Here is a 21,081-nt window from a genome sequence, read left to right on the forward strand (position 1 = left end):
TAAATAAACAAGCATATGAAGACTAGAAACTTCGGATATAAAAAGTTATACATCGACGGTAAATTAGTTGATGCAGAAAGTGGAGAAAGAGAAGATGTTATTTGTCCTGCAACAGGAGAGGTAATTGCTCAAGTTGCAAAAGCGGGTAAAGCAGATGCAGAAAAAGCATTGATATCTTCACAAAAAGGATTTAAATATTGGTCTAAATTATCTTTATCAGAAAGAACAGTTTGGATGCTAAAATTGCGTGATGCAATTTTAGAAAAATCGGATGAACTTAGAGATGCCATGGTGCATGAAATGGGGAAAACCTATGCAGGTTCTGAAGAAGATATTGATAGACTTACAGAAGCATTAGAATGGTATCCTAATGCAATGAAAAATTTAAGAGAAGAGCAAATTCCAGATTATGAAGGAACGCACACTCATAAAATGATTTCTAAACCAGCAGGTGTTGCTTTAGCATACTTAGCATGGAATTTTCCATTATTAAATGTTGGGTATAAAATTGGGCCAGCATTAGCTTCTGGATGCTCCTTAATCATTAAACCATCAACATTATCGCCTTTATCTGCATATATGGTTGGTGAAATTTTAGAAAGCATTAATTTCCCTGCAGGAGTGGTTACAATTTTAGCAGGTTCTAGTAGAGAGGTGGCAACACCAATGACTACAAGTACAATACCAGCTGTAATTACCATGATTGGTTCTACACAAACGGGTCAAAGAATTATTGCAGATAGTACAACATCTATCAAAAAATTAGGAATGGAATTAGGAGGAAATGCTCCTTTCATTGTTTTTGAAGATGCAGATATAGAAACAGCTTTAAACTTAGCAATTATCTTAAGGTTCCATAATACAGGTCAAATTTGTGTAGCTGCCAACAGAATATTTGTTCATAAAAATATTTATGATAAATTCTTAAAAGAATACGTAAAAAGAGCATCAGAATTAAAAATTGGTTTTGGAGTTAAAGAAAACGAAGGTGTTTTTATGGGGCCATTGGCTTCTAGTGATGCTAGAGATAGAATGTTTGAATTAGTTGAAGATGCTGTTAGTAAAGGAGCAACTTTAGAATATGGAGGTAAAATTCCTGAAGATTTACCTAAAGGTGGATATTGGATGCAACCAACCGTAGTTTCTGGTATTACAACTGAGATGAAATTGTTTAGAGAAGAGACTTTTGGGCCTGTTGCAGGTATTATGTCTTTTGATACTGACGATGAAGTTTTAGAATTAGCAAACGATACAGAATTTGGTTTAGCGTCTTATATTTTTACAAATAATAACAAAAGAATAGAAAGATTTACAGAAGACTTAGAATTTGGAGAAATTCATATAAATGGTGTAAAATATGCCATATATTTGCCACACGGAGGATTTAAGAATAGTGGAATAGGTCACGATTGTTCTCACCTTGCATTAGATGATTATTTAGTTAAAAAACGTATTACATCAGCATTATAAATTATGGCGAAAAATTTATTACAAAACAGTTTAAAAGAAGGAGAAACTTTATATGGTCCCTTCTGTAAAATACAAGATCCAGCAATTGTAGAAATTGCGGCTTTAAGTGGTTTCGATTTTGTGATCATAGATATGGAACATGGTCCTTATAGTATAGAATCTGCTCAGAATATGATTAGAGCAGCCGAAGCTAGAGGAATTACACCTGTGGTTAGAGTTACGGAAAATTCTGAAACTTTAATTTTAAGAACTTTAGATATTGGCGCAAAATGTATTCAAGTACCTCAAATATGCACAAAAGCAGACGCTGATAGATTAGTGAAATCTACTAAGTTTTATCCGAAAGGAGAAAGAGGGATGTGTCGTTATGTAAGAGCTGCAGAATATACAAATATTAGCGGTGCAGATCATTTTGGAAAAGCAAATGATAACATTACAACAATTATCCATATCGAAGGAATGGAAGGTATTAATAACCTAGAAGAAATTGTACAAGTAGATGGTATTGATGTGATCTTTTTAGGTCCTTATGATTTATCTCAATCTTGTGGAGTTCCTGGTGATGTTAATAACCCTAAAGTAGTAGATGCTATGAAAGGTGCTGTAGAAACTGCTAAAAAGTACGGTAAGTTTGTAGGTACTTTTACAGAGACTCCAGAAAAAGCAAAAATGTGGAAAGAAATAGGTGTACAATATATTTCTTATGCTGTAGATGTTGGTTTAGTAATGAATACTTTTAAAGATATTACAAAACAATTAAAAGGATAACAGTAAAACGTATCTTTTTATGAAACGATAGTTATTGTTAAAAATAATATTTAGTAAAAAAACGACACTATCCTAAAATCTGTGTAAGTTGAAAAACTCAGGGTTAAATTATTTATAGTTTAATCCTGTTTTCAAATATAGCTAAAAATTGATTAAGTATAATTCCCCAATTTCTAATTGGCATTGTCCACTTTTTAGTACTTTCTCTCAGTGCTAAAAAAACAGATTTCATGACAGCTTCATCGGTTGGGAACGAGAGTTTGTTTTTAGTATATTTTCTAATTTTCCCGTTGAGATTTTCTATAAGATTTGTGGTATAAATTATAGTTCTTATTTCTATAGGGAAATCAAAGAAAACGGTAAGTTCATCCCAGTTATTTTCCCAACTTTTAATCGCATAAGAATATTTAGAATCCCATTTATCTTTAAAATCTTTTAAGGATGCCTTTGCAGCTTCTTTTGTAGGTGCAGTATAGATTTGTTTCATGTCTCTGGTAAACTCTTTTTTGTCTTTCCAAACAACGTAACGACAAGAGTTTCTAATCTGATGCACTACACATATTTGAGTAACAGAATTAGGGAAAACAGTTTTAATTGTATCTGTAAATCCGTTTAAATTGTCGGTTGCTGTGATTAAGATATCTTGTGTTCCTCTAGCTCTAATATCTGTTAAAACACTCATCCAAAAAGCAGAAGATTCATTCTTCCCTAACCATAAACCAAGTACTTCTTTTTTACCATCGGTTCTCAAACCTACAGCAATGTAAATGGTTTTGTTGATGACTTTAGAGTTTTCTCTAACTTTAAAAACGATTCCATCCATCCAAACGATAAGATATGTTGCTTCTAAAGGTCTATTCTTCCAAGCTATAATATCATTGGTGATACTATCGGTAATTCTTGATATAGTACTTGTGGAGATGTTAAAATCGTAAAGTTCTCGTATTTGTTCTTCTATATCACTATTGCTCATCCCTTTTGCATAAAGGGAAATTATAATGTTTTCTATACCTTCTGTAGTACTTTCTCTTTTTTTAACAATCATTGGGTTAAAAGAACTTTCACGGTCTCTTGGAACGTTTATTTCTGTCTCCCCTAAAGTTGTTTTTAGTTTCTTTTTGGTATACCCATTTCGAAGATTAGTTGATTTACTTTTTTGATGTCGATCATAATCTAGGTGAGCATCTAATTCTCCCTCAAGGATCTTTTCTATGCCTCGTTTATGAAGCTGTTCTAAAAAATTAGTAAGTTCTGATCCGCTTTTAAATTGCTTTAAAAAATCTTCGTTTAAAATGTCTTCTGGTTTCATAAGTATGTAAAATTTAAAATTAATAAAAAAATCTCAGTTAATTAATTAACCTGAGATTTTAAAACTTACACACTTTATGAGACAGTGCCAAAAAAACCTTTTAGAGTTATCTAAAAGGTTTTTTTTTGTTTAATTTTTTTTTATCTCACTGATAGAATTGAATATTTTACATAATTATTTTTTTATATTCATCTAACTATTTTAAGTTGCTTTAAAATACTTTTTTAGTTTTTGACTTTTCTAATTTTAAAAAAGACATGTCTTTCCGTGCTTGTCGAAGACTTTATTTCTCCTTCGACAAGCTCAGGAAAACATTTGGGTTTTTAATTGTTTTAGCGACATCATAAAATTCATTTGGATAAATGTAAAAGTCAATAGAACGTTTCTCAAAAAAAAAATGAGTAAAACACAACACTAAGATTATTCTTAGCAATGCATTTTACTCATTTTATAAAATTCTTTCTTAAAAAAGAAAGTTAAATCATTAACGGTTTACCATTCAGCAAAACTTCCGTCTTCATGTCTCCAAATAGGGTTAGACCAATCATGTCCTATTTTTTGAGCTTCACGTAATTTATCTTCATCAATATCTACTCCTAAACCTGGTTTTTTAAGTAAATCGATATAACCATCTTTTACATCAAATACTTCTGGATTAGACATATAATCTAAGATGTCATATCCTTTATTATAATGTATACCAATACTGCTTTCTTGAATAATTGCGTTAGAAGACACAAAATCTACATGTAAACAAGATGCTAAGGCTACAGGTCCAAGCGGACAGTGAGGGGCTAAAGTAATATCATAAGCTTCTGCCATAGTAGCAATTCGTCTTACTTCAGAAATACCACCTGCATGACTTAAATCTGGTTGAATAATATCTACAACACCTTGGTGTAATATTTCTTTAAAATCCCATCTAGAAAACATACGTTCTCCAGTAGCAATAGGAATACTTGTATATCCGTATATATGCTTTAAGGCATCATTGTTTTCTGTTAATACAGGTTCTTCAATAAACAATGGTTCATAAGGAGCCAATTCGTCTATCAATCGTTTTACCATTGGTTTGTGAACTCTACCATGAAAATCTAAACCGATATCTAAATCATATCCGAATTCTTCTCTTAAAAGTTTAATGTTATGAGCTACTTTTTTAACATCCTTCATAGAAGATACCCATTCCATTGCCCCAGTAGCATTCATTTTTACGGCTTTAAAGCCATCTTTTACTTTTTGATGTGCTTGTTCTAATACAACATCCGGATTGTCTCCACCGATCCAACAATACATTTTCATTTTATCACGAACAGCACCTCCTAAAAGTTCGTGCACTGGTACACCTAAGTGTTTTCCTTTTATATCCCATAAAGCTTGGTCTATACCAGAAATAGCACTCATTAAGATTGCACCTCCTCTATAGAATCCACCTCTATATAGAATTTGCCATATATCCTCTATTTTACTTGCGTCTTTACCAATTAAAAATTTTTCTAATTCTTTTACGCATGCAGCAACAGAATCGGCCTTACCTTCTATAACAGGTTCTCCCCAACCAATAATACCAGATTGGGTAGTTATTTTAAGAAATAACCAACGTGGTGGCACTTTAAATAATTCTATTTTAACAATTTTTAAATCGTTCATAAATTCTATTTTTAAGTTATTAAGATGTAACACTTTCAAATTTTGTTAGTGTTTACATTAGGCTAATATTTTTTTTTCTAAAATAATCCAAGACAACAAAGGTCATATATCAAAGGTAAAAAGAAGTTCTTAAGGGTTCTATTTTTGTATCTGTAAGTAAATGAAAACTTTTATTGCTTTAATCTAAATGTTTACTGTATTTATTAATTTCTGTTTTTTTAAACATTAAAAATCAATGTTTTATGATGTGATTTGATGTGGTTGTTAAAAATAGTTTTACTGAGAATAACATATAAATGACTCTTAAAGACTTTTTCTAAATAGAATATTTAGAGTTTTACGCAACAAATATAAAATTATATTTATTTATGAAAACAGTAATGATTGTTGGTGGGAATAGAGGAGTTGGTAAAGAGATTCTAAAAGCATCTTTAGATAAAGGTTATAATGTTGCCTTTTGTAGCCGCAAAGAAGAAGAAGCTAAAGAAATTATCAAATCTTTAAAGGCTGAAGATAAACTCTATTTTCATAGAATTGATTTAAATTCTATAGATGAACTTGAGAACTTTGTTATTCAAACAAAAAAGAAATTTGGTAGTATTGATGCTTTGGTTATATATTCTGGAATTACACCTGTGGCTTCATTAACCGATACAGAAGAGGATGTTTATGATAGCGTTTTTAATGTGAATCTTAAAGCTCCTTATTTTTTAATAAAACATGTTATAAAAGTAATGAAAGAACAAGGTACTGGTGGTTCTATTGTCTTTTTTGGTTCTGCTCATATGGATTATGGTCAAATTGATAGAACAGCTTATGCTCTTACTAAAGGGACGCTTTATACTCTTTCTAGACATATTGCACGTCATTATGCAGGATTTGGAATTCGATCTAATTATGTAGTAATGGGTTGGACACATACAGAAGGAGAGTTAGAGTTAAGAAAAGAAGAAGGAATAAGTGCTGAAGAATTAAAAAATAAAGCAGCAGCTATACTTCCTATGGGGCGTATGTTAACTCCTAAGGATCCTGTACCTGCAGTAATGTATCTTATTTCTGATGATTCTGCGATGACAACCGGATCTAAGATAAGAATAACAGCAGGAGAATATATATAACAAATAAAACAAAAAAATATTTTATGATTTCATCTTTAATTTTTCACTCTAATTCAGAACTTTTAGAAGGTCCTGTTTTTGATAAAGGAAATAATTTATTATACTTTGTTTCCATTTTAGATTGTTTGGTTTATTGCTATAACCCGGCAACTAAAGAGATTCTGAGCATGAAACTAGATTCACCTGTAAGTTGTATTTATTTTATAGAAAAAAAAGTAATTTTAGTTTCGTCTAAAGACGGATTTTTTAAAGTAGACTTTAATACAATAGAAAAGGAATTTGCTTTTCAAATTGATATTGACAAACTTGTTAGATATAACGATGGAATTTCTGATCCAATTGGTAGAATTATCATTGGTACAATGGGATATCCAGAAGTAAAAGAAGGTGTAGGAAATGTTTATTCTTATTATAAAGGAGAATCTAAAACCATTATAAAAAACACTACTATTTCTAATGGTTTAGCTTTTTCTACAGATAATAAGTTTTTGTACTTTATTGATACACCAACAAAGAAGGTTGCAAAATACTCTTATGATATAGAAACTGGAGAAGTAGATTTTATGTCTTTTGTAATAGAATTAAAAGAGGATAGTTTTCCTGACGGAATGTGTATTGATAAAAACGGAATGTTATGGATTGCCGAATGGGGAGGAGCATGTATCTCTAAATGGAATCCTTTAAACGGAGAAAGATTAGAAGAAGTAAAATTACCTTGTACAAACGTTACATCGTGTTGTTTTGATAATGATAATAACTTGTATATATCTACTGCCAAAGAAGAAGAAAAAGAAGATGTTTTGGGAGGTGGATTGTATTTTGTTAAATTAAATTCTTTTTAAATAAAGTTAAGTAGAGAATAAATATAAAAAAAAAGGCTAACAATTTTAAATTGTTAGCCTTTTTAAAGTATGTAATTGGGGGGATATTTAGTTTTTAACTAATTTCTTTGTAGAAATTCCTTTGTCTGAAGATATTTTAACTAAATAAACAGACTTGCTTAAAGAAGAAACATCAATAGATTTTGTATTTGTTGTAGAAAGTACTTTTTTACCTAATAAGTTAAATATTTCAACTTTATTAAGCGTTTCTTTAGAATTAATAAATAATTTATTTTCTACAGGGTTTGGATACATGTTTACATTTTCTAATTGTTGAGAACTCACACCTGCTGTTGCAGCATCTTCTATAACAGCAGTCATTTGGTCAAAGTAAACAACGTCTCCAGCTACACCGTTTAAAGCTACATTTTCTTCGTTATTTATATAACCTAGCCACATTTCTATATTACGTATTTCTGAAGCTGGATCTGTATGGTCTTGAGGAAGAGGAATTGTAAAAGTTAATTCTTCCCAAGTATCTGCTGTTCCACTAGTACTTGCAGATGCAGTTGGCCAACCACCACCAGATAACTGAGAATTTCCTCCAGCAGCATTGGTAGTTTTTAATCTTACTGAAATACTTATAGGTGTTGTTCTAGTAGATCTTACCCACATTTTTACTTTGGCTTGTTTTCCATCGGTTATAACGCCTGCAGCATAAGGCTGAGAAAAATTATTAAAATACCAAAATTGAGCATCTTGATTTTTAGCAAAAGTACTTTTAAAACTTCTATCTCCATCTTTTGCGTAATCATATGATAATTCTCTACCTAATTGACCTGTATTACCTTTAAAGGTATAACCACCTACAGCATCATCGAAACTAGGGTTTTTAATAAATTCTGAATAGGTAGATACAGGTACATCAGTTAAAAACTCGATTTCATCAATATATAATTTAGCTCCTGTTGGATCTGTTAAAGCACTACCAGCTCTAAATAATAAATCTAACGTGGTAATTTCACCTGTTAGTGCAGATATATCTAAGTAAGCTGTTTGAAAACCACCCGCTTCTTTTGCTATTAAGACACCATTATTATTTTGAGCATCAAATTTAGCAGGAGTATCTGTAGTTCCTGCAGCTCTAGACTCACCTTGAACTTGAATATTTATCGCCTCTGTTTGGTTAAATACCCTTACTTTAATGTAGTTGTAAACATCTGCATCTAAAACAATAAAAGTATCATCTCCACCTTGTCCTCTTCTAATATTAGCATTGTTATTCGTTACACCAGCTTCTGTTCTGTCTAGAGTTAATGCTCCGTCAGAAGCAGGTGTAGAGGTACCATTATCCCAACCTACGATTCCTGGACCATAACCTTTAACCCAAGATTGAGCATCGGCTGTAAATTGGTAAAGTGTAGGTCCTTGCTGTGCAGTTATTTTGATTGATGTAAAAAGCACAACAAACATCAATAAAATTTTAAAGTAATTTTTTTTCATAATAAAAGATTTATATATATATTATAATATTTGTTAATTATGATTATAAAATTAAATTATATGCTAGGTTAGTTCTTACTCAATATTACCTTTTAACTACACTAGTTTACCTAAAATAGAGCGTAAAATGTTTATTTTCTTTTAATTATCTTTTTTTATCTAATATATTTAAAGGTAAAAAGCTTCTAGAGTTTACTGATGGATTTAAAACAGAGGAAGGTTGCAAGAAATCTTTGACAGATTTAAAATATAAAGATGGTTTTAAATGTGTGAAAAGAGGTCATAAATAAATCTCGAATAAGAAATTATTTTTCACGTACTTGTAATATTTGTTCTCACTAGAAATTTTAAATCTCAAAGACACTTTTTTATAAGGTAAAGCTAGGTGTTAGAGAATGTCTTTTTATCATTTTTTAAATGAGTACAAGTACTAAAAGTCATTACGCTAGTTATGATGCAGTTCGTTTTAGTTTCACCATAAAAAACAGCCCGTTTGTTTATTTCTAAAAATTAGAGAAGCGATGAAAAGTAGTTGGAATATTTGCATAACCTGTATTAGATCCGTGGATAAATTTGTATTGGGAGGTGGATATAAAGATAAATAAGGCTATAACTTTTTTTAAATTAACAGGATAAAGGAAAGTTAGAAGGATGTATGCAATAAGAATCAAATTCTTTGGCTTTTTCTTTTCAAAAAATAAACATATCTTGCAAAGTATTATGCATGCATAGTAAATTTAATTCCAAGATTATGAAATATAAGCACATTTTTGAACCATTAGATTTAGGATTCACAACTTTAAAAAATAGAATTCTAATGGGTTCTATGCATACCGGTTTAGAAGAAGAAAAAAATGGTGTAGAAAGAATTGCGGCGTATTATGCAGAAAGAGCAAAAGGCGGAGTTGGATTAATTGTTACAGGAGGAATAGCACCCAACATACAAGGTTGGACAGCGCCTTTTTCTGCAAGAATGTCAACTAAAAAGCATGCGAAAGAACATCAGAAAATAACAGCAGCTGTTCATAAAGAAGGAGGAAAGATTTGTATGCAAATATTACATGCAGGCCGTTATGGTTATCATCCTTTTAGTGTTGCTCCATCAAAAATAAAATCACCAATAACACCATTTAAACCTTTTAAATTAACACAATCGGGAATTAATAGAACCATTAGAGATTTTGTAAACTCAGCAAAACTAGCAAAAGTTGCAGGTTATGATGGTGTTGAAATTATGGGGTCGGAAGGGTATTTAATTAATCAATTTATTGTAAAAAAAACTAATAAAAGAACTGATAATTATGGAGGAGATTATGAAAATAGAATGCGTTTGCCAATTGAATTGGTAAAACAAACAAGAGAAGCTGTTGGTAAAGAGTTTATTATTATCTACAGATTATCAATGTTAGATTTGGTAGAAAACGGAAGTTCTTGGGAAGAAGTGGTACTATTAGGAAAAGAGATAGAAAAATCAGGAGCAACCATTATTAATACAGGTATTGGTTGGCATGAAGCTAGAATACCAACCATTGCAACCTCAGTGCCTAGAGCCGCATTTACGTGGGTTACTAAAAAAATGAAAGAAGAATTAACGATTCCTTTAATCACTTCTAACCGAATAAATATGCCAGAAACGGCAGAAAAAATATTGGCAGAAGGAGATGCAGATATGATTTCTATGGCACGTCCTTTTTTAGCTGATCCAGAATGGGTAAATAAGGCAGAAGTAGATAAAAGTGATGAAATAAATACGTGTATTGGTTGTAATCAGGCTTGTTTAGATCATGTATTTCAACAGAAAGTAGCAAGTTGTTTGGTAAATCCTAGAGCCTGTCATGAAACAAAATTGAATTATTATGAAACTGTATTCAAAAAGAAAATTGCTGTTGTAGGTGCAGGTCCTGCAGGATTAGCAGCGGCTACAATTGCGGCACAAAGAGGGCATGTCGTTACTTTATTTGATGCAGACAAAGAAATTGGTGGGCAGTTTAATATAGCAAAACAAATTCCGGGAAAAGAGGAGTTTTATGAAACGTTGCGTTATTTTAACAAACAAATAGAACTCCATAATGTAACGGTAGTTTTAAATACCAGGGTTTCTGTAGAAGGCTTAAAAGAGTCAGATTTTGATGAAATTGTGATTGCTACGGGAATTAAACCGAGAGAATTAAAAATAGAAGGCATCAATCACTCAAAAGTATTAAGTTATATTGATGTTTTGAAATTGAAAAAACCAGTAGGAAAACGTGTTGCCGTAATTGGAGCAGGTGGAATTGGTTTTGACGTTTCGGAATATTTAACTCATGAAGGAGAAGCTACATCCTTAAATATTGATGCTTGGTTAAAAGAATGGGGAATAGATAAAAGTTTAGAAGCTAGAGCAGGAATTGAAGAAGTGAAACCAGAATTTGAGCCGTCACCAAGAGAAGTCTTTATGTTTAAAAGAAGCAAAGGGAAATTTGGTGGGAATCTAGGTAAAACCACCGGTTGGATTCATAGATCTACGTTAAAGAAAAAGAAAGTCCAATTTATTGGTGAGGTTTCCTACACCAAAATAGATGACGAAGGTTTGCATTATGTTCAGAATGAAGAAGCAAAAATTTTAAAAGTAGACAACATTGTTATTTGTGCGGGGCAAGTTCCTTTTAAAGAATTATATCAACCTTTATTAGATGCGGGTAAAAAGGTACATGTTATTGGAGGCGCAGATTTTGCAAGTGAATTAGATGCAAAGAGAGCTATCAATCAAGGAGCAGTATTAGCAGCAAACCTTTAAATAAATGTTAAAGTAGATTGAGTAGATCGATTAAAACAAGTTTTTTTCAATATTTGCATATAATTATAATAATTATAATAATTATGAAATATTATTTATGAAAAATCTATTATTAGTTGCGATGTTGTTAGTAAGTGTTCAATTTAGTGCTCAACATTCAGGAGGAAGAAGAGGAGGAGCATCAGGACAGGGACAAGGACAAAGCCCAGAATTGAATCAAACAAAAGAGGTTAAAAAACTGAGTGCAAAAGAAATTGCGGGTATTTTTTATTATGATGTTGATGAGGTGATAAAGAAAGTTAAGATTAAAGGTGATGACAAAAAATATTCAGTAACCAAAGCATTAAGAAATTATAATTTTAAAGTAAAAGAAATTTTATTCTTAAATGCTACCAAATTTACAGACTTAGATCTTTTAATGAACGCAATGTCTAAAGAAAGAGATAGTGAAAGTAGTAAAAACATAAGAGAAAAGGTAAGAGAAGTCACTGGACCTATTAAAGAGAATGTTCATGAACATGAAAAAGAACTCAATGAAATTTTAGAAGGTCTTTTATCAGAAAAACAAAATAAGAAGTGGTTAAAATATCAAAAGAAAAAAGTTGAAAGCCTACAACCTAAAAAACCACAAAATAATAATGAAGGTTCTAGACCAAGCAGAAGTGGCGGAATGAGCAGACAATAAGTTTAAAAAAATCCTATGTTATCATAGGATTTTCTTGTTTTAACAATTATTATAGTACATTTAGAAAAAATTTAAAATTATCTATGAAATCATTCTCTGTTGAAGAAATAACATCACTTGTAAAAGGTGAACAAATTGGAAATTGTAAAGATAGTATTCACGCTCCAGAGCAAATAGAGAATGCTATAAAAGGGAATGTTACTTTTATAGGGAATTCTAAATATGCACGTTTGTGGGAAAACTCAAACGCCAGTATTGCTATTGTGTATGAAGGAATAAAAATACAACCAGAAGAAGGAAAAGCATTTATAAAAGTGAAGAGTCCAGATTTGGCAATGGCCATTTTATTAGAAGCTTTTGAACCAGAATCTCCTTATTTTGAAACAGATATTCATCCAACGGCGGTGATAGATAAAACGGTAAAATTAGGAAAAGGTTGTAAAATAGGAGCCAATTCTTATGTTGGTAAAAATGTAGTATTGGGAGATAATGTAACCATTTATCCTAATGTTTCAATTTTTGATGATACCACAATTGGCAACGAGACTGTAATTTGGTCTGGAACCGTTATAAGAGAGCGCAGTAAAATAGGTAGTCATTGTATTTTTCATATAAATGTGAGTATTGGAGCAGACGGCTTTGGTTATAGACCAAGTCCGGATGGTAGAGGTTTGGTGAAAATTATACATATTGGAAATGTTGTAATTGGAAACGCAGTAGAAATTGGTGCGAACTCTTGTGTAGATCGTGGTAAATTTAGTTCTACTATTTTAGGTGATGGTTGTAAGATTGATAACTTAGTTCAAATAGGTCATAATTCTATTTTAGGAAGATGTTGTATCATGGCAGGACACAGTGGTTTAGCGGGCTCTGTAACTTTAGGAGATGGTGTAATTATTGGTGGAAGTGCTTCTATAAAAGATCATGTTACCATACATTCTGGCGCAAAAGTAGGTGCTGGTTCTGGTGTTATTGCAGATGTTCCTGCTGGTAAATCAGTTGTTGGTTATCCTGCATGTGATTCTAGAGAAAAAATGAAACAATGGGTAGCAGTGCGTAAACTTGGAAGAAACTAAGTCTTTATTAGGAATTACTTTATTACTTACTAATTTTAAAGGTTTTTACTAAAGCCTTTAATTGGGCAATATCAAATAAATACCGATATTTGCCAATCAAACTAATGAATTACGAATTATGGGAATGAATAAAAATACGGTATTAGGATGGGCAACCATGTTAATGCTATTGATGGGGATTATTCTAATTTTAATGGGAGCTTATAGATACGAGGATGTAGCAGGATGGGGTTTTGCCACTGTAGGTATTGGTTTCTTTTGTATTGCATGGGTTTTTAATGCCTTAAAAGGAAGAGTATAAAAAAGTAAACAGTCTTAGTTTACAATAGTAGTTTTAGTTTTTAGGCAATTGCCTAAAAACCTTTAATTTTCAATTTTTTAATATATTATACAAATGAGCGACGATAAGAAAGTAATCTTTTCGATGAATAAGTTGTCTAAAACTTATAAATCAACAGGTAAACAAGTTTTAAAAGATATTTATTTAAGCTTCTTCTATGGAGCAAAAATTGGTATTCTAGGTTTAAATGGATCAGGAAAATCAACTTTATTAAAAATTATTGCAGGTGTAGAAAAGAATTTTCAAGGTGAAGTTACTTTTGCACCAGGTTATAAGGTTGGGTACTTAGAGCAAGAGCCACAATTAGATCCAGAGAAAACAGTTTTAGAAGTTGTAAAAGAAGGAGTTGCAGAAACGGTTGCAATTTTAGATGAATACAATAAAATAAACGACATGTTTGGTTTAGAAGAAGTCTATTCTGATGCAGATAAGATGGATAAACTAATGGCACAACAAGCAGTTTTGCAAGATAAAATTGATGCAGCAAATGCTTGGGAGTTAGATACCAAATTAGAAATAGCAATGGATGCGTTAAGAACTCCAGATTCTGATAAGAAAATTGGAGTACTTTCTGGTGGTGAAAAAAGACGTGTTGCCTTATGTAGATTGTTATTACAAGAACCAGAAATTTTGTTATTAGATGAGCCTACCAACCACTTGGATGCTGAATCTGTACACTGGTTAGAGCACCATTTAGCACAATATAAAGGAACTGTAATTGCGGTAACGCACGATAGATATTTCTTAGATAATGTTGCTGGTTGGATTCTTGAATTAGATAGAGGAGAAGGAATTCCTTGGAAAGGAAATTATGCTGAGTGGTTAGATCAAAAATCTAAGCGAATGGCACAAGAGAGCAAAACTGCTTCTAAACATCAAAAAACATTAGAACGAGAATTAGATTGGGTTCGTCAAGGAGCAAAAGGTCGTCAAACAAAGCAAAAAGCACGTTTGAAAAATTATGACAAATTAATGAGTCAAGACCAAAAACAAACGGACGAAAAATTAGAAATCTACATTCCTAATGGACCACGTTTAGGAACCAATGTTATTGAAGCAACAGGTGTTTCTAAAGCATTTGGAGATAAGTTGTTATATGATAATTTAGAGTTTAATCTTCCGCAAGCAGGAATTGTAGGTATTATTGGTCCCAATGGAGCAGGTAAGACTACTATTTTTAAAATGATAATGGGAGAAGAAACTCCGGATGCAGGAAGCTTTAATGTAGGTGAAACTGCTAAAATAGCTTATGTAGATCAAGCACATTCAGACATCGACCCAGAAAAAACAATTTGGGAAAACTTTTCTGACGGTCAAGATTTAGTAATGATGGGAGGTAAGCAAGTAAATTCTCGTGCTTATTTAAGTCGTTTTAATTTTTCTGGTAGTGAGCAAAATAAAAAAGTAAGTGCGCTTTCTGGTGGAGAGCGTAACCGTTTGCATTTAGCTATGACTTTAAAAGAAGAAGGAAACGTTTTACTGTTAGATGAGCCAACAAACGACTTGGATGTAAATACACTAAGAGCATTAGAAGAAGGTCTAGAAAATTTTGCTGGTTGTGGTGTAGTTATTAGTCACGATAGATGGTTTTTAGATAGAGTTTGTACACATATTTTAGCTTTTGAAGGGAATAGTGAAGTCTATTTCTTTGAAGGTGGTTTCTCTGAATATGAAGAAAACAAAAAGAAACGTTTAGGTGGAGATTTAATGCCAAAACGAATTAAATATAGAAAGTTAATTCGATAATTTTTCGAAATTATATTTTACATAAAGCAGCTAATTTTATTAGCTGCTTTTTTTTGTCAACCTAATTTTTTTTAGGTTCTAATAGTACTTGATTATCATTGTGTTGAGATGCTGAAACAAGTTCAGTATGACAAGGTTTATTGCTTTTTAGACGCCCTCTTTCTAGTTTGTAATCGTTTTATTACTTTTTTCAGTGAGAACATATTTATCGATAATATATTTTGTAATAGGATCTAATTCTTTCAAAGTCTCTGGATGAATACCTCTTTGTGTAAAATACTCCATTTTTCTGTTGGATGATTTTCCATACCAAATTAATGGCTTTCCATTTTTAAAAAACGGCGTTTTATTGGTGACTTTAATTTTTTTAAAATTTTCGATATTGATATTATAAAAAGAATTATCTATGGTGTTTTTTAGTCTGCAATTACTCTTTTCAAAATGAGTTTCATTCCACATAATACACATTTCAGTATTGTTTGTATTGTACTTATTAAAAATAAATAATACAGGAAAAAGGATTAAAATAGAACTTCCAATAATTTTTTTCTTGTGTTTTTTTAGCACTGATTCCTTTTTAATGACTTTAGAAATAATATTTCCATTTTCTTCAGTAATCTCAGTTGGTGATTATTTTTTAGATTGATATGTTTCAAAGTCTGTCCAACCTAAATACTGAGCCATAAAGTCTAAAATGTATTTATTTGGCTCTTTAACAATTACCTGCTCTCTTTCTTCAATGTACTTATTATATAATCGTGTAGCTTTTCTTACACTGATATAATTTTTATCATTAGAACCAACCTCTTGTAGTTCTTCTACCCAAAAAGTGGCCTGTGCATTTTTATTTTTCTTTAGTTCTTTTTTTTCAATTTCATTGAAAAATTCAGTCACAAGAGCTTTAATCATCGTTGGTTATTTGGTTGTCCAAAAATAGACATTTTAGACAGAATATGATTAAAACTGTCTAAAAATGGACAATTTTGGACTGGTTATAAATTATCTAAACCTTGGTTATAACAAGCTTTAAAACACTTCAGATATTTGCAGTAGTAATAGTTTTTTTAAAGATGAAAGAAAATTATTACTAAAAATAAGAATGACATAGTGGTGTTTTTTTGATTGGGAAAACAAAATTATAACGCTATTTCATGCTACAACTTCCCGCTAAAGAGGCGCGCGACTCTTTTAAATTTTAATGTGTTGTGAATAACAAATAAGCCGAACTCTAAAAATTCGGAGAGCAACACTATTGTTTAATTTTTAAAAGAAAGTAACATGAAAAAAGTGTTTTTAGTAGTTGTAATAATATTTGCAAACAGTGTATTTACATCTTGTACAGATTTAGATGAAAACATAGAAAAGCAACCTTTAAAGGTAGAGGTTTCTGCCACAGGAGGTGAAGAAGATCAACTACCTGCAGGAGAATAAAATGAGGGAAATTCGTTAATTAAATTCCTATTTTATAATTAAAAAAGTATAGAATAGTATTATTTTAGAGGAATGAAATTAAAAATTTTATTCCTCTTATTTTTTATCTTTTTTTTAAATAATAACTTGTTTTGTTTTCAAGAAAAATCTAATAATAGTACGTATGATAGCTTATCTAAAAAAGCAAGTGAGTTAGGAAGGTTAAAGGAAAATAAAAAAGCAGTTTTACTTGTTAAAAAATTGCTTCATTTAGCAAAATTAAATAATAATAACACTCAAATAGCTACATCACATTATAGGTTAGGGCTGTATTATGGCAGAAGTAATTTAAAAGATAGCTCTTATTATAGCTATAATAATGCTATAAAATTTTATTTATTAGAAAAAGATAGTATTGGCTTAGCAAAAGCTTTATTAAACAAAGCGATATTGGAATCTGATTTTGGAGATTATACAAATAGTGATATAAGTGGTATTAAAGGTTTAAAATATCTAAATGGTACGAGCAAATTATTAATGACTTCTATATATAATTGTTTGGCCATAAATTCTAAAAAACAAAAACTATTTACAGAGGCAATATATAATTATAAAAAAGCTTTATTTTATAATACTTCTCATCGATTTGAAATATCAATAAAAAATAATATTTCTATTGTATATAAAGAACTAAAGGACTATTCTAAGTCAATTTTAATGCTAGAAAATTTATTAAAAGACTCCATAACAAATCAAAAAACCAAAGCCAAAGTTATTGATAATTTAGCATATTCTAAATGGTTATATAATTCTAATGGATACTGTTTTAAAAGATTTTTTATTAGCAGAATCCATTAGAAATAAAGAAAAAGATAGTTATGGATTGATAGCAAGTTACAGTCATTTGTCGGAATTCTATTTTGAAAAGAATAAAGTTAAGTCATTATTTTATGCGAATAAGATGTACAAAATGTCTAAAACAGAAAAAAACCCACAAGATCAAATAGAAGCTATAGATATAATTACAACACTTCAAACTCCTCAAAAATCTATTAAGTACTATAAAGAAAGTATTCGGTTAAGAGATAGTTTAAAAGAAGTAGAAACCCAAAAAAAATATAAATTTGCTAAAATTAAATACAATTATGAAGAAGAGGAAAAGGAAAAACTGAAATTTAAAACACTTGCCATAGAAAATAAGTTAGTTGCAGAAAAAGAAGAAAGTCAGAAAAAAAACATTTTAATTTCTGGAGTATTTTTAACTTCTGGTTTATTGTTTTTAATTTACAGAAGAAAAGAACAACATAAAAAACGAATTTTACAAGAAAGTTATAATACAGAAATAAGGATCGCAAAAAAATTACATGATGAATTAGGGAACGATATTTATAATACACTTACAAAAGTTCAAAATCCTGAAATTAATTCCGAAGAAATTATAAATGATTTAGATAAAATATATCTTCAAACTCGGGCAATTTCTCATGAAAATGACTCTATTGAAACGGGGGCTAATTTTGAAAAATATTTTAGAAATCTAGTAGCAAGTTATAATTCTGATAGTTGTAAAATTATATTAAAAGACTTGTCTTGTTTAGATTTAAATAATTTAAAGAAAGGCAAACAGATTGTTATGTATCGAGTTTTTAATGAGCTTTTTGTAAACATGAAAAAGCATAGCAAAGCAAGTTTAGTAGTTTTGGCTTGCAAGAAAACAAACCATAATGTAGAAATTAGCTATGCAGATAATGGAGTAGGATTTAAAGAAGATGTAATTATTTTTAAAAATGGACTTAAAAATATGGAAACCCGTATAAAATCTATTAATGGAATCATTAACTTTGAAAATAAGCCTAACAAAGGTTTAAAAGTAAATATTCATTTTAAAAATTAAGAATGTTTAAAAAAGTTTTAGTTGTAGAAGATTTTGATGTTATTAATAGCGGAATTAAAATGGCGTTAGAAGGGCTTAACATAAAAGAGGTAGATTATATCTCTTATTGCGATGAAGCTTTTTTAAAAATTAAAAATGCTTTTTTAATGGGTACTCCTTACCAATTAATTATTTCTGATTTATCTTTTGAGAATGATGGAACTCCTCAAGAATTAAAATCGGGCGATGAACTTATAGAAAAAATAAGACAAGAATTTCCTAAATTAAAAATCATTGTTTTTTCTGTGGAAGACAAATCATATCGAATTCAGAATTTATATAAGAATTTAAAAATTCAAGCCTATATTTGGAAGAATCGTAATGGATTAAAAGAATTAAAAAAAGCGATAGACTTCGTTTCTAGCTCAGATCAATTTTATATTTCTCCCGAATTAAATACAACTATTCACCCTAAAAAAACCATTGAAATTACTGATGTTGATATTTTTTTAATAGATTTTTTATCTAAAGGTTTGCTTCAAGAAGCTATCAGTAAAAAATTAAAAGAAAAAGGAATTAAACCCTCTAGCATTAGTGCTATTGAAAAAAGGTTAAAGCTTTTAAAAGAACATTTTAATGCTAATAACCCAGCGCATTTAGTAGCTATTGCCAAAGACCTTGGGCTTATTTAGACCAAAAGGGCTTAAGTTTTTACAACGTTTTTTGTTAAATAATGCTATTCAATCTAAAAATATAAATACAATAAAAAACCTCATTTCTGTTTGGAAATGAGGTTTTAATTACAGCTTTTTCTTATTCAATATGTTGATATTTAAATAATTAAATTACAATTTTATAAAAATATTCGGAATGTAATTTACGCGTAAATACCAGATTTAATTTCTTCTACTACTAGCGGTTCTTTCCGTGTTTTTTGTGCTTCTTTTAACGGTAGTAGGTTTTCTACTAGTGCTGGTGCTATTTCGTTTTTCGGATGCTGTATTTCCTCTAGTTACGTTAGTAGGTCTTTTAGAGGTACTTGTACTACTTCTTCTGTCTATACTTTTTTTCGTATTTACAGTAGAGGGTCTTCTGGTGGTAGTATTAGTACTTCTTCTTGCGTCTATTGTACTAGGTTTTCTATAAGTAGTATTACTTCTTCTAGTAATGGTATTTGGCCTTTTATTTGATATTGATGAAGCTGGTTTTCTTCGTCTTAAAATTTGACTTCTGTTACCAATTTTAGCATTTGTATTTGCTCTGTAATAAAAGTAGTGATTGTCTTCTCTTATTCTAGAATAATTTCTAGAAAAATCTCTGTGATAAAAATAAGAATTGTTGTAATCAAATATGTCTCCAATACTCAAGTTAAATCTTACACCATTATAGTAATTATCCTTTACGTTTCCGTAAAACCTAGGGGTTCCCCAATGGTCATATTTCACTTTTAAATTACCAACATCGGTTAGTTTTCCTCTATAATACCTCATAAAAACGTTTCCTATTCTGGTTACATTTCCATAGCTATCATAGTTTATAAAAGAGTTTCCAATTCTTTCAATTCTTCCTCTGTAATCTCTAGTTATTTGTATACCCCTTTGGTTTTCATAAGAATTATAGTGTGTATTAAAATCAAATTCACCATTGGTAAAGATGAAGAATTCAACACCTCGTTCTTCAAAATTTACAGAATTGTTATATGAGTAATTAAACCCAATTGTGTTAGGTATTTCTTTGTTGTTTTCCGCTTTAATAGTTGTAACAATTAAGAACATTCCTATTAATATAAGTACACCTTTTTTCATAATGTATGGTTTTAGGGTTTTGCTTACTCTAATATACTTTTCAGCATCCGTATTTGATTATAATATATTCAAACAACGTGCCATAAAATTATAGTACTATTATAATTATTTGTAATTTGGTGAATAATTAATTTTATAAAGTTGATATATAGGGGTTTATGATTATTTTAGTAATAATATTTTAGAACGCGTAAATTTGGTGTTATTTTAACGACTTAAAACACTTAACAAGTAATTTATGATTAAAGCGATTGAGCAAAATTTACAAAAAGGGATTCAATTATTAAAAAATATTTCAGACGAACAATATTCAAACAACTCTGTGGCTCCCTATAATGCTAGTATTGGTTGCCATATGCGTCATATTTTAGATGTTTTTTCTTGTCTAATAAAAGGGTTAGATGCTAAGTTTATAGATTTGTCTGTGAGAGAACGAAATGGATGTGCAGAAAAAGAAACCAGTTTAGGAATCGAATATTTTGAAACTGTAATTCATCAACTTAAAAAAATATCAGAAGAAGATTATAATACTGTAATTAAGGTTTCTGATGATATGGGCTTGGGCAAAGTAACTGCTAATTATACAATTGCAGCAATGTTAATGCAGGCACAAAGCCATACAACTCATCATTTTGCAAGTATTGGTTATATCGTTTACCAATTAGGAATTGAGTTGCCAAACACAGATTTTGGTTACAACCCTACAACACCTAAAAAGGTACATGCATAAA

Annotated in this window: 20 protein-coding genes; 14 read left to right on the forward strand and 6 right to left on the reverse strand. The window is 30.3% G+C overall.

Annotated features, from left to right (window positions below):
* The first annotated feature begins 15 nt into the window (after positions 1–15).
* Together JOP69_RS18205 and JOP69_RS18210 are read left to right on the forward strand one after the other, a co-directional pair.
* Positions 16–1,470, forward strand: a complete 1,455-nt coding sequence (locus JOP69_RS18205) for an NAD-dependent succinate-semialdehyde dehydrogenase (protein ID WP_203393456.1) — start codon at positions 16–18, stop codon at positions 1,468–1,470.
* A gap of 3 nt (positions 1,471–1,473) precedes the next feature.
* Positions 1,474–2,238, forward strand: coding sequence for an HpcH/HpaI aldolase/citrate lyase family protein (locus JOP69_RS18210; protein WP_203393455.1), 765 nt, complete (start codon positions 1,474–1,476; stop codon positions 2,236–2,238).
* A 112-nt stretch (positions 2,239–2,350) separates the two neighbouring features.
* Here JOP69_RS18210 and JOP69_RS18215 read toward each other — a convergent pair whose 3' ends face one another.
* Both JOP69_RS18215 and dgoD read right to left on the reverse strand, forming a co-directional pair.
* Positions 2,351–3,547 (reverse strand): IS256 family transposase, encoded by a 1,197-nt coding sequence (locus JOP69_RS18215; protein WP_215602623.1) that lies wholly within the window; start codon positions 3,545–3,547, stop codon positions 2,351–2,353.
* A gap of 492 nt (positions 3,548–4,039) precedes the next feature.
* Positions 4,040–5,197 carry a galactonate dehydratase gene (gene dgoD, locus JOP69_RS18220; RefSeq protein ID WP_203394733.1) on the reverse strand — a complete coding sequence of 386 codons (1,158 nt, stop codon included), beginning with the start codon at positions 5,195–5,197 and terminating at the stop codon, positions 4,040–4,042.
* A 368-nt stretch (positions 5,198–5,565) separates the two neighbouring features.
* On the opposite strand from dgoD, the gene JOP69_RS18225 reads away from it, so the two are divergent.
* Together JOP69_RS18225 and JOP69_RS18230 are read left to right on the forward strand one after the other, a co-directional pair.
* Positions 5,566–6,315 (forward strand): SDR family NAD(P)-dependent oxidoreductase, encoded by a 750-nt coding sequence (locus tag JOP69_RS18225; protein ID WP_203394732.1) that lies wholly within the window; start codon positions 5,566–5,568, stop codon positions 6,313–6,315.
* 23 nt (positions 6,316–6,338) lie between these two features.
* Positions 6,339–7,157: an SMP-30/gluconolactonase/LRE family protein gene (locus JOP69_RS18230; RefSeq protein WP_203394731.1), complete on the forward strand. Its 819-nt coding sequence runs from the start codon at positions 6,339–6,341 to the stop codon at positions 7,155–7,157.
* Positions 7,158–7,244: 87 nt separating this feature from the next.
* Here JOP69_RS18230 and JOP69_RS18235 read toward each other — a convergent pair whose 3' ends face one another.
* Positions 7,245–8,639 (reverse strand): T9SS type A sorting domain-containing protein, encoded by a 1,395-nt coding sequence (locus JOP69_RS18235; RefSeq protein WP_203394730.1) that lies wholly within the window; start codon positions 8,637–8,639, stop codon positions 7,245–7,247.
* Positions 8,640–9,387: 748 nt separating this feature from the next.
* Here JOP69_RS18235 and JOP69_RS18240 point away from each other — a divergent pair.
* The 5 genes from JOP69_RS18240 (at position 9,388) to ettA (ending at position 15,262) form a co-directional block, all read left to right on the forward strand.
* The gene (locus tag JOP69_RS18240) at positions 9,388–11,415 is read left to right on the forward strand and encodes an FAD-dependent oxidoreductase (protein WP_368378391.1); all 2,028 of its coding nucleotides are present in this window, start codon (positions 9,388–9,390) and stop codon (positions 11,413–11,415) included.
* A gap of 97 nt (positions 11,416–11,512) precedes the next feature.
* Complete coding sequence (locus tag JOP69_RS18245) at positions 11,513–12,100, forward strand: hypothetical protein (RefSeq protein WP_203394728.1); 588 nt, start codon at positions 11,513–11,515, stop codon at positions 12,098–12,100.
* Between the two features lie 83 nt (positions 12,101–12,183).
* Complete coding sequence (lpxD, locus tag JOP69_RS18250) at positions 12,184–13,176, forward strand: UDP-3-O-(3-hydroxymyristoyl)glucosamine N-acyltransferase (protein ID WP_203394727.1); 993 nt, start codon at positions 12,184–12,186, stop codon at positions 13,174–13,176.
* Between the two features lie 118 nt (positions 13,177–13,294).
* Positions 13,295–13,477 (forward strand): CAL67264 family membrane protein, encoded by a 183-nt coding sequence (locus JOP69_RS18255; RefSeq protein WP_158838407.1) that lies wholly within the window; start codon positions 13,295–13,297, stop codon positions 13,475–13,477.
* Between the two features lie 93 nt (positions 13,478–13,570).
* On the forward strand, positions 13,571–15,262 hold the full coding sequence (gene ettA / locus JOP69_RS18260) for an energy-dependent translational throttle protein EttA (protein WP_203394726.1): 1,692 nt from the start codon (positions 13,571–13,573) through the stop codon (positions 15,260–15,262).
* A 162-nt stretch (positions 15,263–15,424) separates the two neighbouring features.
* Here ettA and JOP69_RS18265 read toward each other — a convergent pair whose 3' ends face one another.
* Positions 15,425–15,829 (reverse strand): hypothetical protein, encoded by a 405-nt coding sequence (locus JOP69_RS18265; RefSeq protein ID WP_203394725.1) that lies wholly within the window; start codon positions 15,827–15,829, stop codon positions 15,425–15,427.
* Positions 15,830–15,892: 63 nt separating this feature from the next.
* Positions 15,893–16,171 (reverse strand): hypothetical protein, encoded by a 279-nt coding sequence (locus JOP69_RS18270; RefSeq protein WP_203394724.1) that lies wholly within the window; start codon positions 16,169–16,171, stop codon positions 15,893–15,895.
* Positions 16,172–16,540: 369 nt separating this feature from the next.
* Here JOP69_RS18270 and JOP69_RS18275 point away from each other — a divergent pair, with 369 nt between their 5' ends.
* The 4 genes from JOP69_RS18275 (at position 16,541) to JOP69_RS18290 (ending at position 19,237) form a co-directional block, all read left to right on the forward strand.
* Entirely contained in the window at positions 16,541–16,693 is a 153-nt protein-coding gene (locus tag JOP69_RS18275; RefSeq protein WP_203394723.1) for a hypothetical protein, read from the forward strand.
* A gap of 72 nt (positions 16,694–16,765) precedes the next feature.
* On the forward strand, positions 16,766–17,530 hold the full coding sequence (locus JOP69_RS18280; RefSeq protein WP_203394722.1) for a hypothetical protein: 765 nt from the start codon (positions 16,766–16,768) through the stop codon (positions 17,528–17,530).
* Complete coding sequence (locus tag JOP69_RS18285; protein ID WP_203394721.1) at positions 17,487–18,566, forward strand: sensor histidine kinase; 1,080 nt, start codon at positions 17,487–17,489, stop codon at positions 18,564–18,566. The genes JOP69_RS18280 and JOP69_RS18285 overlap by 44 nt, the downstream gene beginning before the upstream one ends.
* 2 nt (positions 18,567–18,568) lie before the next feature.
* Entirely contained in the window at positions 18,569–19,237 is a 669-nt protein-coding gene (locus tag JOP69_RS18290) for a response regulator (protein ID WP_203394720.1), read from the forward strand.
* A 204-nt stretch (positions 19,238–19,441) separates the two neighbouring features.
* On the opposite strand, the gene JOP69_RS18295 is transcribed toward JOP69_RS18290, so the two are convergent.
* A complete protein-coding gene (locus JOP69_RS18295) occupies positions 19,442–20,350 on the reverse strand; it encodes a hypothetical protein (RefSeq protein ID WP_203394719.1) in 909 nt (302 codons plus the stop codon).
* Positions 20,351–20,588: 238 nt separating this feature from the next.
* On the opposite strand from JOP69_RS18295, the gene JOP69_RS18300 reads away from it, so the two are divergent.
* A complete protein-coding gene (locus JOP69_RS18300) occupies positions 20,589–21,080 on the forward strand; it encodes a DinB family protein (protein ID WP_203394718.1) in 492 nt (163 codons plus the stop codon).
* Position 21,081 lies beyond the last annotated feature (1 nt).

Source organism: Polaribacter sp. Q13 (assembly GCF_016858305.2).
Lineage (GTDB): Bacteria > Bacteroidota > Bacteroidia > Flavobacteriales > Flavobacteriaceae > Polaribacter.

Excerpts from the sequence above, each read along its gene's own strand:
- JOP69_RS18230 (WP_203394731.1), top strand. The coding sequence starts at position 6,339 with ATGATTTCATCTTTAATTTTTCACTCTAATTCAGAACTTTTAGAAGGT.
- lpxD (WP_203394727.1), top strand. The coding sequence starts at position 12,184 with ATGAAATCATTCTCTGTTGAAGAAATAACATCACTTGTAAAAGGTGAA.
- JOP69_RS18280 (WP_203394722.1), top strand. The coding sequence starts at position 16,766 with ATGAAATTAAAAATTTTATTCCTCTTATTTTTTATCTTTTTTTTAAAT.
- JOP69_RS18215 (WP_215602623.1), bottom strand. The coding sequence starts at position 3,547 with ATGAAACCAGAAGACATTTTAAACGAAGATTTTTTAAAGCAATTTAAA.
- dgoD (WP_203394733.1), bottom strand. The coding sequence starts at position 5,197 with ATGAACGATTTAAAAATTGTTAAAATAGAATTATTTAAAGTGCCACCA.
- JOP69_RS18255 (WP_158838407.1), top strand. The coding sequence starts at position 13,295 with ATGGGAATGAATAAAAATACGGTATTAGGATGGGCAACCATGTTAATG.
- JOP69_RS18210 (WP_203393455.1), top strand. The coding sequence starts at position 1,474 with ATGGCGAAAAATTTATTACAAAACAGTTTAAAAGAAGGAGAAACTTTA.
- JOP69_RS18205 (WP_203393456.1), top strand. The coding sequence starts at position 16 with ATGAAGACTAGAAACTTCGGATATAAAAAGTTATACATCGACGGTAAA.
- JOP69_RS18275 (WP_203394723.1), top strand. The coding sequence starts at position 16,541 with ATGAAAAAAGTGTTTTTAGTAGTTGTAATAATATTTGCAAACAGTGTA.
- JOP69_RS18235 (WP_203394730.1), bottom strand. The coding sequence starts at position 8,639 with ATGAAAAAAAATTACTTTAAAATTTTATTGATGTTTGTTGTGCTTTTT.
- JOP69_RS18290 (WP_203394720.1), top strand. The coding sequence starts at position 18,569 with ATGTTTAAAAAAGTTTTAGTTGTAGAAGATTTTGATGTTATTAATAGC.
- JOP69_RS18295 (WP_203394719.1), bottom strand. The coding sequence starts at position 20,350 with ATGAAAAAAGGTGTACTTATATTAATAGGAATGTTCTTAATTGTTACA.
- JOP69_RS18225 (WP_203394732.1), top strand. The coding sequence starts at position 5,566 with ATGAAAACAGTAATGATTGTTGGTGGGAATAGAGGAGTTGGTAAAGAG.
- JOP69_RS18245 (WP_203394728.1), top strand. The coding sequence starts at position 11,513 with ATGAAAAATCTATTATTAGTTGCGATGTTGTTAGTAAGTGTTCAATTT.
- JOP69_RS18285 (WP_203394721.1), top strand. The coding sequence starts at position 17,487 with ATGGATACTGTTTTAAAAGATTTTTTATTAGCAGAATCCATTAGAAAT.
- JOP69_RS18270 (WP_203394724.1), bottom strand. The coding sequence starts at position 16,171 with ATGATTAAAGCTCTTGTGACTGAATTTTTCAATGAAATTGAAAAAAAA.
- JOP69_RS18300 (WP_203394718.1), top strand. The coding sequence starts at position 20,589 with ATGATTAAAGCGATTGAGCAAAATTTACAAAAAGGGATTCAATTATTA.
- ettA (WP_203394726.1), top strand. The coding sequence starts at position 13,571 with ATGAGCGACGATAAGAAAGTAATCTTTTCGATGAATAAGTTGTCTAAA.